The 13,182-nt window shown below is 71.8% G+C and carries 15 protein-coding genes; 8 read left to right on the forward strand and 7 right to left on the reverse strand.

The features are described 5' to 3' along the window. Window positions 1-3 precede the first annotated feature (3 nt). Window positions 4-354, forward strand: coding sequence for a DUF742 domain-containing protein (locus tag ACWEVS_RS04985; RefSeq protein ID WP_452413047.1), 351 nt, complete (start codon window positions 4-6; stop codon window positions 352-354). Continuing rightward, window positions 335-913, forward strand: coding sequence for a GTP-binding protein (locus ACWEVS_RS04990; RefSeq protein WP_354920441.1), 579 nt, complete (start codon window positions 335-337; stop codon window positions 911-913). Before ACWEVS_RS04985 ends, ACWEVS_RS04990 begins: the two co-directional genes overlap by 20 nt. Here ACWEVS_RS04990 and ACWEVS_RS04995 read toward each other — a convergent pair. The 5 genes from ACWEVS_RS04995 to ACWEVS_RS05015 form a co-directional block, all read right to left on the reverse strand. Then, the gene (locus tag ACWEVS_RS04995; RefSeq protein ID WP_449915652.1) at window positions 891-1,304 is read right to left on the reverse strand and encodes a DUF742 domain-containing protein; all 414 of its coding nucleotides are present in this window, start codon (window positions 1,302-1,304) and stop codon (window positions 891-893) included. The two genes, ACWEVS_RS04990 and ACWEVS_RS04995, sit on opposite strands and share 23 nt — an antisense overlap. Next, the gene (locus ACWEVS_RS05000; RefSeq protein ID WP_452549988.1) at window positions 1,301-3,742 is read right to left on the reverse strand and encodes a nitrate- and nitrite sensing domain-containing protein; all 2,442 of its coding nucleotides are present in this window, start codon (window positions 3,740-3,742) and stop codon (window positions 1,301-1,303) included. The genes ACWEVS_RS04995 and ACWEVS_RS05000 overlap by 4 nt, the downstream gene beginning before the upstream one ends. Window positions 3,743-3,831: 89 nt before the next feature. Beyond that, window positions 3,832-4,479 carry a DUF998 domain-containing protein gene (locus ACWEVS_RS05005; RefSeq protein WP_452549990.1) on the reverse strand — a complete coding sequence of 216 codons (648 nt, stop codon included), beginning with the start codon at window positions 4,477-4,479 and terminating at the stop codon, window positions 3,832-3,834. Between the two features lie 360 nt (window positions 4,480-4,839). Next, window positions 4,840-5,235, reverse strand: a complete 396-nt coding sequence (locus tag ACWEVS_RS05010; RefSeq protein WP_354920452.1) for a hypothetical protein — start codon at window positions 5,233-5,235, stop codon at window positions 4,840-4,842. Window positions 5,236-5,272: 37 nt separating this feature from the next. Then, window positions 5,273-5,779, reverse strand: coding sequence for a VOC family protein (locus ACWEVS_RS05015; RefSeq protein WP_449915659.1), 507 nt, complete (start codon window positions 5,777-5,779; stop codon window positions 5,273-5,275). A 40-nt stretch (window positions 5,780-5,819) separates the two neighbouring features. On the opposite strand from ACWEVS_RS05015, the gene ACWEVS_RS05020 reads away from it, so the two are divergent. The 4 genes from ACWEVS_RS05020 to xylB all read left to right on the forward strand — a co-directional run bounded on the left by ACWEVS_RS05020 (window position 5,820) and on the right by xylB (window position 9,128). Next, window positions 5,820-6,269: a MarR family winged helix-turn-helix transcriptional regulator gene (locus ACWEVS_RS05020; protein ID WP_452549992.1), complete on the forward strand. Its 450-nt coding sequence runs from the start codon at window positions 5,820-5,822 to the stop codon at window positions 6,267-6,269. Window positions 6,270-6,330: 61 nt separating this feature from the next. Continuing rightward, window positions 6,331-6,516: a hypothetical protein gene (locus tag ACWEVS_RS05025; protein ID WP_449915662.1), complete on the forward strand. Its 186-nt coding sequence runs from the start codon at window positions 6,331-6,333 to the stop codon at window positions 6,514-6,516. A 66-nt stretch (window positions 6,517-6,582) separates the two neighbouring features. Further along, window positions 6,583-7,719: a xylose isomerase gene (gene xylA, locus ACWEVS_RS05030; RefSeq protein ID WP_452549993.1), complete on the forward strand. Its 1,137-nt coding sequence runs from the start codon at window positions 6,583-6,585 to the stop codon at window positions 7,717-7,719. Beyond that, complete coding sequence (gene xylB / locus ACWEVS_RS05035) at window positions 7,716-9,128, forward strand: xylulokinase (RefSeq protein ID WP_452549995.1); 1,413 nt, start codon at window positions 7,716-7,718, stop codon at window positions 9,126-9,128. Before xylA ends, xylB begins: the two co-directional genes overlap by 4 nt. Window positions 9,129-9,276: 148 nt before the next feature. Here xylB and ACWEVS_RS05040 read toward each other — a convergent pair whose 3' ends face one another. Further along, window positions 9,277-10,122 carry a CPBP family intramembrane glutamic endopeptidase gene (locus tag ACWEVS_RS05040; protein ID WP_452549997.1) on the reverse strand — a complete coding sequence of 282 codons (846 nt, stop codon included), beginning with the start codon at window positions 10,120-10,122 and terminating at the stop codon, window positions 9,277-9,279. A gap of 978 nt (window positions 10,123-11,100) precedes the next feature. Further along, window positions 11,101-11,496, reverse strand: coding sequence for a hypothetical protein (locus ACWEVS_RS05045; protein WP_449915672.1), 396 nt, complete (start codon window positions 11,494-11,496; stop codon window positions 11,101-11,103). 161 nt (window positions 11,497-11,657) lie between these two features. Here ACWEVS_RS05045 and ACWEVS_RS05050 point away from each other — a divergent pair, with 161 nt between their 5' ends. Next, complete coding sequence (locus ACWEVS_RS05050; protein WP_354920474.1) at window positions 11,658-12,005, forward strand: STAS domain-containing protein; 348 nt, start codon at window positions 11,658-11,660, stop codon at window positions 12,003-12,005. Beyond that, a complete protein-coding gene (locus ACWEVS_RS05055) occupies window positions 12,002-12,718 on the forward strand; it encodes a glycosyltransferase family 2 protein (RefSeq protein WP_354920477.1) in 717 nt (238 codons plus the stop codon). The genes ACWEVS_RS05050 and ACWEVS_RS05055 overlap by 4 nt, the downstream gene beginning before the upstream one ends. The last annotated feature ends 464 nt before the right edge of the window (window positions 12,719-13,182 follow it).

A 13,182-nucleotide genomic window follows, 5' to 3' on the forward strand; every position in this document is an offset into this window, starting at 1 on the left:
TGGATGGACGAGGAGGCCGGACCCTTCGTCCGGCCGTATGCTCTGATCCGGGGTAGAACCCGCTCGTCAGGCGCTAACCTCGACCTGATCACGCTGGTGACCGCGACGGACCCCGCCTCAGGCGAGGGGCCCGTCGCGGGGCTCGGGCCCGAACAGGAGGCGATCCTGCGCGCGGCCCACACCCCCATCTCGGTGGCCGACGTGGCCGCCGAGCTCGACCTGCCGGTCGGCGTCGTCCGGGTCTTACTCGGCGACCTGCGCGACAACGGCCTCATCTCGGTGGCCGCCTCGGCAGGGCCACGTCCGAGTGAGCGCATTCTCAAGGAAGTGATCAATGGACTCCGGGCTCTCTGAGGACCCCGTTGCGCTGAAGATCCTCATCGCCGGCGGATTCGGCGTGGGGAAGACCACGCTGGTCGGCGCCATCAGCGAGATCAAGCCGCTGCGCACCGAAGAGGTACTGTCCGACGTCGGCGTCGGCATCGACGACCTCGAGGGCGTGGAGGGCAAGACCACCACCACGGTCGCCATGGACTTCGGCCGGATCACCATCCGCGAGGGCCTGGTCGTCTACCTGTTCGGCACCCCCGGGCAGGAGCGCTTCTGGTTCATGTGGGACGAGCTGTCCTACGGCGCGCTCGGCGCGGTCGTGATCGCCGACACCCGGCGGCTGACCGACTGCTTCCCCTCCATCGACTACTTCGAGCAGCGCGGCACGCCGTTCGTGGTCGCCGTCAACTGCTTCGACGGCACGGCCACCCACAGCGTCGAGGACGTGCGGATCGCGCTGGACCTGGACGACGACGTGCCGGTGCTGCTGTGCGACGTGCGCAGGCGCGCCTCGGCCAAGGAGGTCATGATCTCGCTGGTCGAGCACTCCCTGAAGACGCTCACAGCGCCCGGAGCCCGTTGATCACCTCACGCAGCAGGCTCTCCGTGGGAGAGGCGGCCGCCGGCACCGGCGGCCGCACCAGAATGAGCCCGTGATCGAGCAGGTCCCCCAGCAGTACCCGCACCACGCCCACCGGCAGCCCCGTCTCGGACGCGACCTCGACCACCGGTCCCGTACGGCTCCGCGCCACGCACTCGAGCAGCCGCCGGTGCTGCGAGCCCAGATGGGCCTGCGAGGGCACCGGTCTGCCCGTCGAGGTGACCACGGCGAGCAGGTCGAGCGACGACGACGAGGGCCTGGTGCGCCCCCTGGTCATCGCGTAGGGCCTGACGACGGGCCCCGCGTCCTCGTCCACCCACTCCATCTCGGCCCCCCTGCCGTGATCGTCGATTGCCTCGCTCGGCTCGGTCATGACCCATCCTGTCCGCTGTCCTGACGACCGCGCTGCCACCCCGACTGCAAGGACGACAGCAACGCCCTGGTCTCCTCGGGAGAGCGCTCGTCGGCCTGCTGCTCTTCGGGCGGGGGGCTGGGTTGCGCCAGACGGGGCGGCAGGTTGGCCTGCCTGGTCCGGCGGGGAAGCACCGCGGGAACCTCGTCAAGGCCGGCCTGCCGCGTCCGGCCGGGAAGCACGGCGGGAGCGTCGTCGAGATTGGCCTGCCTGGTCCGGCGGGGAAGCACCGCGGGAACCTCATCGAGGCCGGCCTGCCGCGTCCGGCCGGGAAGCGCTGCTGGAGCCTCCTCGACGGGTTCGGCGAGCACCGGAGCGGCCAGCGGCCGCACCTTGACGGCCTCGAAGGGCCCCCGGGGCTGGGCGTCCTCGAACGGCCCCCTGACGGCGGGCTCGGGCGCCGGCACGTCGATCCGTTCGACGCTGACGTCCACCCTGCGGGAGGTCCGCGTCCTGCGCGGCAGGTCGGCCGCGCCGTCCTTCTTGATCGGGCGCACCCTGTCCTGGATCGCGGGGCCGTTCACCGGCTTGAGCGGCTCGATGAGCGCGCTCGGGACGAGCACGACCGCCGTCGTCCCCCCGTACGGCGACTGCTTCAGGGTCACGCTGATCCCGTGCCGGGCGGCGAGCATGCCGACGACGGCGAAGCCGAGCCGCTCGGTCTGCGAGGCGTCGAACTCCTGCGGACCCGCGAGACGGTCGTTGATCGCCTGCCGGTCCCGGACGGACAGGCCGAGCCCGCGGTCCTCGATCTCGATCGCGTACCCCTTGGCCACCAGCTCGCCCCTGATCGACACCTCGTTCTCCGGAGAGGAGAAGACGGTCGCGTTCTCGATGAGCTCGGCGAACAGGTGCATGAGGTCGGCCACCGCGCCGCCGGAGACGCCCTGTTCGGGCATCGGGTAGACGCGGACCCTGGTGTAGTCCTCGACCTGGGCGGCGGCGCCGTTCAGCACGTCCTCGACGGGGATGGTGCCGCGCCACTTGCGGCCTGCCGTACCGCCGGACAGCAGCACCAGGCCCTCGGCGTGGCGGCGCATGCGGGTGGTGAGGTGGTCGAGCTTGAACAGGCTCTCCAGCGCCTCCGGGTCCTCGGCTTCGCGCTGCATGCCGTCCAGGAGCTTGAGCTGGCGCTGGAGCAGCCCCTGGCTGCGGCGGGCGAGGTTTCGCAGCGCCAGCGCGACGCCCTCCCGCAGCCTGGCCTGCTCGACCGCGGCGTGGACGGCGGTGCTCTGCACGCTGTCGAACGCCATGGCCAGGTCCTTGATCTCGCTGGTGGCGCGGGGCGCGACGACGATGGGCGGCGCCTCGGCCGCCACGTCCACGCTCTCGCCGCCGCGCAGCCGCGCGACCACGCCCGGCAGCCTGATCTCGGCCAGCTCCAGCGCGGTACGGCGGAGCGTGGCCAGCTCGCCGGTCACGACGCGGCCGACCCTGATGGAGATGAAGATCGAGAAGCCGACCGCGATGAGGCCGAGCACGCCGGCGACGGCCGCGCGCACCAGGATGGCCATGCCCGCGGGCTGCATCCTGCTCAGCAGGAGGGAGCCGGTGTCCCAGGTGCCCTGCTGGAAGGTCTTCAGCACGGGGTCGGCCGAGCCGCGCCAGTCGGCGACGTCGGCCCTGCCGCCCGCCAGTATCGAGGTGATCGCGCCCTGCAGGACGAGGTACTGGGGCGAGCCCGCCAGCGTGTCGAACGGGCGGCGCAGCTCGCCGTCCAGTTCGGTCCGCGCCTTGTCGAACTGCAGGACGCGGGCGCCCTCCAGCCTGGCCAGCAGCTCGCGGTCGCCGGGCATGATGGCGCCGCGCGAGGCGACGACGAGCGTGTGCTGGCGGTGCAGCAGCTCGCGCGCCTGCTCGGCCGCGATCAGGCCGCCGGCCTGCTGGTAGAGGGTGATGTCGGTGCTGAGGGCGAAGGTGCCATAGAGACGGTAGATCGCGTCGGAGATCGCGGCGTAGTCGGTCACCAGCCGGGAGGGGGCCAGCAGGCCCTCGTCGGCCAGCCGGCGGATCTCCTCCAGCCGTTCGATCTGCGCGAAGACCACTCTGAGCTGGGCCTTCATGTCGGGAGAGAGGACGGCCTGCGTCTCGTCGGCGTTCGCGCCGGCGGCGAGCACCCTGCGCGCCTTGTCGGTCTCGGTGCGTGCGGCGGCCAGCGCGCTGGGGCCGGACGCGCTGCGCGCCAGCTTCTCCGCGGTGGCCAGCCGTTCGCGCTGGAGGTTGTACACCATGCCGTCGGCGCCGTTGATGACGCCGCTCCAGATGGTGTCGACCTTCAGGAGGTTCATCGCCTCACCGGCGGTGGTGCTGGCCGCGAATCCCCAGAGCGCGATGAGAGACACCAGGGGGACGACGAGCAGGGTAGCGATCTTGAATCGTATGGATCTGCTCGATGCCATGACACCCGCTCCCGTAGAGAGATCGCGGGAGAGAATAGCACCGAGCTTAGGAGAAAATCTTCTCCCATTCGTGAGAAAGTTGTGACATGTCAGGAAATTGGGGCAAGTGAGGCGGCTCGCGTCCTGACCCACTGCAGACGGACCAGCCGCGCCGCCAGCACCGCCAGCAGCGCGACCTCGGCCGCCAGCAGACCCCTCTCGACCAGGCCGATCATCACCCGGTCACCCGGCAGCGCCACGTAGGTGATGGCCAGCAGCCCCAGACCGCCCGCCAGCGCCAGCCACTCCACCGGCCTGGCCACCGCCTTCCACCTGTCGGCGGCGGCCAGCCTCGGCACCAGCAACGCCGCCGCGGCGGGCAGGCTGACGAACGCCGCCACCGACACGTAGCGGTGGACCTGCGCGGTCACCGTCATGTCGGCGCCGATCGGCGTGGTGGGGATGATCGCCGCCACGACCAGAGCCCCGCTCCACACCGCCATGAGCCGTTCGGGCATGCCACTGACCGGCGCCCCCGCCCCCCTCAGGCCGGCCAGCAGCGCGAACGACCCCAGGCCCATCGCCGCCATCGCCATCTCCGTGACGCCCCCGCGGTCGGCCACGGCGTACTCGCTGATCGTCACGTTCATCGGGTCGAGGTACGGGTCGGGGTCGAACTGCCCGACCACGATCGCGACGACCGAGAACAGGATCAGGGAGCAGGCGAGGAGCGGATACACCCTCTTCAGCGGGGCCATGGGTCGAGAATGCCCCGGCCCGTCCCGCATTCCATCCGGCGTCACCCCTGAGACGCCCCCGAGTCGACCCCGGCTTCTCTCCGGCCTCCGGCCCGCTCTCCCCGGCCCGCTCTCCCCCGCCCGCGGTCGCCGGGCCCGCGGTCGCCGCTCTCCAGCCACCGGCCGCCGGCCTGCGGTTCCGGCACCTGATCACCGGCCGCCGGTCCGCGGCCTCCGGTACGGCAGGCGGGGCCGAGGCCACCATGGTCACCGGTGACCGCCCGTCCATCACGCGTGCTCCAGCGGGACTCCGGTCACTCGCCGTCACGTCGTCCCGTGAACGCCCCCTCGCCCGTCCGGTGGGGCCGCGACCTTCCTCCGTCAGAGCGCGTCGCGGCAGGCGCCGCACATGACCTGGCCGGAGGTGACCGTACCGGCGCAGACGTCCGGCCGGTCGGGATGCCGGAAGCACAGGCACTGGCAGGTGCTCGTCTGCTCCTCGATGTCCCAGGTGCCTTCGGGCTGCTCGCCGCCGAGGACGGTGTTGTCGAAGAAGTCGGCCAAGGGCCGCAGCACCGCCTCCCCGAGTGGCCGCAGGGCCTGCATGAACGTGGTGGCGAGCGGGCCGAAGGTCTCCGACATCTCCCGCAGGAACTCGGGAGTGGTGTCCGGTTTGGCCTCCGGAGGGGCCCAGCGCATGGAGTCCGCGCTCAAGCTCTCCCAGTCCTCCACCACGCCGTCGATGGCATCGAGCACGTGATCAGGGTCGCTTCGCATGGTCGCGCTCCAAACAGAGTGTTCGGATACCACCAGGTTACGCGAAGGACACTCCCACGCCCCCGCGCGTCCGCGCGCCGTAACGCTCGATCTCGGCGGCCAGGTCCAGCGGCTTGATGCTGGAGCGTCCCTTGAGCACCTCCTCGGTGACGAGCTCGGCCGGCAGCAGCCACGACACCTCGAACTCCAGCCCGTCGGGATCCTTGGCGTACAGGGCCTTGGTCGTGGAGTGGTCGGACGCGCCCGCGAGCGAGCCGAGCTCGGCCAGCTTGACCGCGATGCGCTGGAGTTCCTCCAGCGTGTCCACCTCCCACGCCAGGTGGTAGAGACCGACGGTCGAGCGCCCGGCGGGCGAGGGGCCCGCCTGCGGACCGATCTGGAACAGCCCCAGGTCGTGGTCGTTGCTGGAGCCGGCGGCCTGGAGGAAGGCGGCCCCGGGCATGCTCATGACCACGTCGAAGCCGAGGGCTTCGCGGTAGAAGGCGACACTGCGCTCGACGTCGCGAACGTAAAGAACCGCATGGTTCAGGCGTTGTACTGGCATACCACCCAATATAGATGAGAGTTCAAGTAAAGTGGAGAGCATGACCCGATGGCTGGACGACGACGAGCAGCGCACCTGGCGCAACTACCTGGCGGCGACCCAACTCCTCCAGGAGGCGCTTGACCGGCAACTCCAGCGCGAGGCCGGCATGCCGCACACCTATTACATGATCCTCGTGGCGCTCTCCGAGTCGCCCGGCCGCTCCATGCGCATGCACGAGCTGGCCCGCAGGGCGCAGGCCTCCCAGAGCCGCCTGTCCCACGCGGTGGCCCGGCTGGAGGAGCGCGGCTGGGTGCGGCGCAACCCGTGCGCGGCCGACCGGCGCGGCAACATCGCCGAGCTCACCGACGACGGATTCGCGGCCCTGGCCGCCGCCGCCCCCGGACACGTCGAGGAGGTACGGCGCAGCCTGTTCGACGCGCTCACCCCCGAGCAGGTCGCCCAGCTCGACGAGATCTCCGCGGCGGTGCGGAAAACGCTGGAGTCGTAGCGCGAAACTGTCGGCGGCACGCCGTACCGTACCCCGGGGATATCCACGAGAAGGGCGAGCCATGTACGACGACAAGCAACTCTTCCAGGCGGTCCACATGATCGCGGCCAGGTTCGCGGGGCAGCCGGTGCCGGTCGTGATGGCCGCCCTCAACACCCATCTGCCCCAGGCTCCCGGCATCTCCGCGCCCGAGATCCGCAGGATCGCCGAGGAGATCAGCGTGGGGCGCGACCCCTCCGGCCTGTGAGGTCTTGACCTCGATGGACATCCCGTCACACGATTAGGCGGTAGTCCAAACTAATTGGGAGGCGCCATGTACGAGCCCACCCCCGCGGACCGGTTCACCTTCGGCCTCTGGACGGTTGGCTGGCAGGCGCGCGACCCGTTCGGCGACGCCACCAGGGCGCCGCTCGACCCGGTGGAGAGCGTGCACCGGCTGGCCGAGCTCGGCGCCTACGGGGTCAGTTTCCACGACGACGACCTGCTGGCCACCGAGCCCGACCGCGAGAAGGCGGTGACGGCCTTCAGGAAGGCGCTGAGCGAGACCGGGCTGAAGGTGCCGATGGCCACCACCAACCTGTTCACCCACCCGGTGTTCAAGGACGGCGCCTTCACCAGCAACGACCGCGACGTGCGCCGGCACGCCATCCGCAAGGTCATCCGCAACCTCGACCTGGCCGCCGAGCTGGGCGCGACCACGTACGTGTGCTGGGGCGGGCGCGAGGGCGCCGAGTCCGACGCGGCCAAGGACATCAGGTCCGCGCTGGCCCGCTACAAGGAGGCCATGGACATCCTGGCGTCCTACGTGATCGACAAGGGCTACTCCATCAGGTTCGCGATCGAGCCCAAGCCCAACGAGCCGCGCGGCGACATCCTGCTGCCGACGATCGGCCACGCACTGGCGTTCATCAACTCCCTCGAGCACCCTGAGATGGTGGGGCTCAACCCGGAGGTCGGCCACGAGCAGATGGCCGGGCTCAACTTCGTCCACGGCATCGCGCAGGCGCTGTGGCACGGCAAGCTCTTCCACATCGACCTCAACGGCCAGCACGGTCCGCGCTACGACCAGGACCTGGTCTTCGGCCACGGCGACGTGAAGAGCGCCTTCTTCCTGGTCGACCTGCTCGAGCACGGCGGCTACGACGGCCCGCGCCACTTCGACTACAAGCCCGCGCGCACCGAGAACGCCGCCGACGTGTGGGTGTCCGCGGCGGCCAACATGCGCACGTACCTGATCCTCAAGGAGAAGGCCGCGGCGTTCAGGGCCGACCCCGAGGTGCGGGAGGCGATGGCCGCCAGCAGGGTGTCCGAGCTGGCCGTCCCCACCCTCGCGCCCGGCGAGACCTACGACGACCTCCTGCGCGAGGAGGCGCCCGACGCCGCGCGCGGCTACCACTACAGCCGCCTCAACCAGCTCGCGCTCGAACACCTGCTGGGCGTGCGGACATGACTCTCGTCGCGGGGATCGACTCCTCCACCCAGAGCTGCAAGGTCGTCGTCAGAGACGCCGACACCGGCCGTCTCGTACGGCAGGGCCGCGCCGCCCACCCCGACGGCACCGAGGTCGACCCCGCCCGCTGGTGGAACGCGCTCGAGACGGCCGTCGCGCAGGCCGGCGGCCTCGACGACGTGGCCGCCGTCAGCGTCGCAGGCCAGCAGCACGGCATGGTCTGCCTCGACGAGTCGGGGCAGGTCGTGCGCGACGCGCTGCTGTGGAACGACACCCGCTCGGCCACCTCCGCCGCCGAACTGGTGGCCTCGACAGGGGCGCAGGCGTGGGCCGAGGCGGTGGGCAGCGTGCCCGTGGCCTCGTTCACGATCGCCAAGCTCCGCTGGCTGGCCACCCACGAGCCGCAGCACGCCGCCCGCACCGCGGCCGTGTGCCTGCCGCACGACTGGCTCACCTGGCGGCTGGCGGGCGCTGCAGGGCTGGAGGGCCTGGCCACCGACAGGGGCGACGCCTCCGGCACCGGCTACTGGTCGCCCATCACCGGCGACTACCGCCCCGACCTGCTCGAGGCCGCCTTCGGCGCGGTCCCGCTGCTGCCCCGCGTTCTCGGCCCGCACGACTCCCCCGGCGTCACCGGCGCCGCCGGCCTCCCACCGGGGATCCGCCTGGGGGCGGGCACGGGCGACAACATGGCGGCCGCCCTCGGCGTCGGCGCCCTGCCCGGTGACGTCGTCGTGTCCGTCGGCACGTCGGGCACCGCGTTCGCGGTCGCCGACACACCCAGCCGCGACGCCAGCGGGATGGTGGCGGGCTTCGCCGACGCCACGGGACGGTTCCTGCCCTTGGCGTGCACGCTCAACGCGGCCAGGGTCCTCGACGCGGCGGCCGCGATGCTCGGCGTCTCGCTGGACGAGCTCGGCTCCCTGGCCCTCGAGGCGCCGCCGGGGGCCGAGGGGCTGACGCTGGTGCCGTACCTGGAGGGCGAACGCACCCCCAACCTGCCCGAGGCGACGGGCGCCGTCCACGGCCTGCGGCTGTCCACGTCGACACCGGCCCACCTGGCGCGGGCGGCGGTCGAGGGCATGCTGTGCGGCCTCGCCGACGCCCTCGACGCGCTCGGCATGTCGCCGGAGCGGATCCTGCTCATCGGCGGTGGCGCCCGGTCGACGGCGGTCAGGCGGATCGCCCCCACCGTGTTCGGGCGGCCCGTGATCGTCCCGCCGCCCGGCGAGTACGTCGCCGACGGGGCCGCGAGGCAGGCGGCATGGCTGCTGTCAGGGGGCGCGGAGCCGCCCACGTGGTCGGTGGGCACACCCGAGGTCCACGAGGCCGACGTCACCCCGGGGCTGCGCGAGCGCTACGCGCAGGCCAGGCGGATGACGTTCGGCGGCGAGCAGCCGACGCGCTGACACCTCCCGCCCGCGGGGCCTCGCCGACGGGGGTCGCACCGACGCCGGACCTCGGTCGCTGGGGCGCACCGACGCCGGACCTCACGACCTCGGGACCTTCCTCACCGTCGCCGGACCTCACCGACGGGGGTCGCACCGACGCCGGACGTCACGCCTGCGGGACCTCACCGGCAGGGGCCTCGCCGACGCCGGACCTCGGTCGCGAGGCCCCACCGGCGGAGGCCTCACGGCCGCGCCACCGCATGCCTGCGCCGAGTGTCACCGCGACCGCGACGGCCGTCACGATCGCTCCGGTGACGACCGGGTCGAAGTGCGAGCCGTCACGTGGGAACAGGGCGATGCCGAGGTTGGTCATGGCGTGCACGACGATGCTGGTCAGGACGCTCCCGCCGGCGTTGACGTAGACCCGGACCATGACCACCCTGAGCGCGACGGTCATCAGGAACTGCCCCGCCACCCAGCCGGGAGCGTGCGTCTGGGCCCACGGCACGACATGCCACAGGCCCCACACCGCCCCGATGACGACACCGGCGACCGTCGGGCCCCATCGCGCCCGCAGCGGATCGACGGCGTACCCCATCCAGCCCAGTTCCTCGGCCGCGGCGGCCACCAGGAACAGCACAAGCAGCACCCGCACCGACGCCCACGAGATCGCGGCCGGGGGCAGCACGTCCCCTCGCAGCGACAGCACGCCGTACGACAGGAGCAGCACCGCGGGCATCAGCAGCACGGCGACAGCGAGCCAGGCCCGCGACTCGATCTTCCGGTGGTCGACCGCCCTGCGCAGCAGTTCCCCGACGCCCGCACGGCCGTGCTCCCGCACCGTGAGGATCACCGCGGCCACGAGCGGCGCCACGAACATGAGCGCGCTCACGGGCAGGCCCATCGGCATGCCCTCGGGACTCTCGACCAGCGCGCCGACCACCCAGAACGGCACCGAAAGCCCGAAGATCAGCACGAATAACGCCGACGGCGACTTCCTTCGGACGTTCACGCGACCTCCCAGCCTCTGCCCCTCGAGGATGCTACGAGGCGGCCTGCCCGGCCCCTTGGGCGCGTCCTTTGTGGCGTTCGCGTACCGTGCGCCCTCACAGGGCTCGACGGCACCTTCATGACCGCGCCGACCTCGGACAGCGCGACCGTTCGATGGAAGATCGCACGACATCGTGGGATTCATCCCGCCATCGGCTCCCGCCGACCAGCCGCCACCCGACCCGACGACGACGCCGACCGGTGACCGTCCACCACCAGACCCGCACCTGGCATCAACCGCCGGACCCGCAGCCCCGGGCCTCGCATCCCACGTCACCGAGCAACCGGCAGCACCGGGGCCGACGGGGGTTCGCCAGGTCTGCTCGCGAAGATCGTCGGCCTCGACCGGCGAGCAGGCGCGGAACCGGATCCGGCGGTGACGGCGGGCCGTGGACGTGGAGGCGGGGCGCTGCGCTTCAGGTGGTACCACGTGGGCGCGAAATCCGTGGGGGGAGAAGCAGCGCGGGTGCCTACGAGTCGGGCAGCCGATGTCCGGTCGGTAGGGCTCAGGTCGCGGCCAGCGGTCCTCGATCCGCCGGGTTCCCGAGCAGGAGCCCCGGTCCCGGCGAGCCGTGCTGCCTGAGGAGGAGCCGCGTTCCTGACAGGACGCGTTCCTGAGGTGGAGCAGCATTCCTGAGGTGGAGCAGCGTTCCCGAGTGGAGCAGCGTTCCCGAGTGGAGCAGCGTTCCCGAGTGGAGCAGCGTTCCCGAGTGGAGCAGCGTTCCCGAGTGGAGCAGCGTTCCCGAGTGGAACAGCGTTCCCGAGGAGAGGCCGCGGTCCCGGGGAGCCGTGCTCCTGGGGAGGAGCCGCGGTACCGAGCGGAGGCCGCGATCCCGGGAGTCGTGCTCCCGAGGAGGAGCCGCGGTCCTGAGCGGAGGCCGCGATCCTGGGAGTCATGCTCCTGAGGAGGAGCCGCGGGCCCGAGAAAGGGGCCGGCCCGTCAGGCCGACTCCGGCAGGCCGCACGTTTCGGCGAAGGAGTCGGTGAACGCCCGGAAGGTCGGGCACGGCCAGCGCCACATGCAGCTGCGGCACCGCAGGATCGGATGCGCGGCGTCACTGGTGATGCCGCCCGCGTCGCGCGGCTGGTGCAGGTCGATCAGGCGCAGCCCGAGCTGCGTGAAGGTGATCAGATCGTCGCGGGCGTCGGCGAGGAAGTCGAGATCCTCGGACGCCAGCCGGGTACGGACGGGGACGAACCCATCCAGATTGACCAGACCGCGCAGGCGGCTGGTCTCCTCCCGCCATGAGGCGGACTTCTCTGCGCGGATCAGCAAAACCTCCAGGTGTTCACGTAGTCGCCGGCGGCGCGGGTCTTCTAGGTGATCATCAGTCATCGAGTTCTCCCCCTCGACATGCCTGGCCACGCCCCTGTTTCATAGCGTCAAGCTTCGCGTACTCTGCGTTTTCATGGGGCCGAAACGGGGGACAAAAACCCGACCTCCCCCTATCGGCGTGAGAACGTGACCCAGAGCCTCAGCGCCGCTAGCCTGCCCATGTGGAGCTCAAGGTCTCGACTCGATCACATGCCGGCCACGCCCTTGTGGAGATCGCCGGTGAAATCGACCTGTACACGGCGCCCCGCCTGCAGTCGGAGTTCACCCGGCTGCTGCAGGAGGGGCCCAGCCGTGTGGTCATCGACATGTCCCTCGTGGATTTCTGCGATTCCACGGGGATGAACGTGCTGCTCTCGGCGCTCAAGCGGGTGCGGGAGCGGGGCGGGCAGCTGGAGGTGGCCGCGCCGCGGCCTGCCGTACGGAAGATTCTGCAGGTCACGGGCCTCGACTCGGTCTTCACCGTGCACGAGGAAGTCCCCGAGGAGCTGCTGATCTCCGAGGGCTCGTGACCGGCGTAGCGGTCGTCATCCCGGCCAAGGATGAGGCCGAACGCATCGGCGCGACCGTGGCCGCGGCCACGAAGCTGCCGGGCGTCGACCTCGTCGTGGTCGTCGACGACGGCTCGACCGACCAGACGGGCAGGGTGGCGCGCGCGGCGGGTGCCAGGGTCGTACGGCACAGCCGCAACCGCGGCAAGGCCGGGGCCATGGAGAGCGGCGCCGAGGCGGTACGGCTGCTCGACGGGCCGACGCCTCGGCACCTGCTGTTCCTGGACGCCGACCTCGGCGACACCGCGCGCGCCGCCTCCGCACTGGTGGAGCCGGTGCGCGCGGGAGAGGCGGACATGACCATCGCGGTCTTCGCCACCCGGGTCAAGCTGGGCGGTCACGGCATCGTGGTCCGGCTGGCGCGCGACGGGATCAAACGGGCGTCAGGGTTCTCGGCCGCCCAGCCGCTCAACGGCCAGCGTTGCCTGACGCGGGACGCATTCGAGGCGGCCCGCCCCCTGGCGCACGGGTTCGGCGTGGAGACGGCGCTGACCATCGACCTGGTGCGCAAGGGGTTCCGGGTGGTGGAGGTCGAGGTGGACATGGCGCACCGCGCGACCGGGACCGACTGGCGGGCGCAGTTGCACAGGGCCAGACAGCTCAGGGACGTGGCGCGCGCGCTCGCCACCCGGGAGCCGATCATCAGGGACAACCTGGCCAAGATCCGCCTCTGAGGTCGCCGGCCCCGCAGATCCCGCTAGCCGTTCCGCGGCCGGCCCCTTCCGCGTCCCTGCCGCCCGCCCCCATCGCCCATACGCCACCGCCCACTCGCGCGCCGCCGCGCGTACGCCACCGTGCGGTCGCGCACCGCCGCCGGTCCACGGACGGCCGCCGCCATGTGCCCGCCCACTGGGCCGCCCACCCACCGCCGGCCCCACCGGCCGCCCAGGCACCGCCCATACGCCACTACCCGCTCGCGCACCGCCGCCGGTCCACAGACGGCCGCCGCCGCTTGCCCGCGCACTGGGCTGCCTGTGCGCCGCGGCCCCACGCCGCCGGGGCGCCGCCGCCGTCCACCGGTATGGCTCGCAGACCCCGCCGCCCACCCAGCACCCCGTCGCCCGACCCACAAGCACGCCACCCGCACGCACGCGCCCCGCAAGCACGCCATCCACACGTACGCGCCCCGCAAGCAACG

It is taken from the genome of Nonomuraea sp. NPDC003754 (assembly GCF_053605785.1).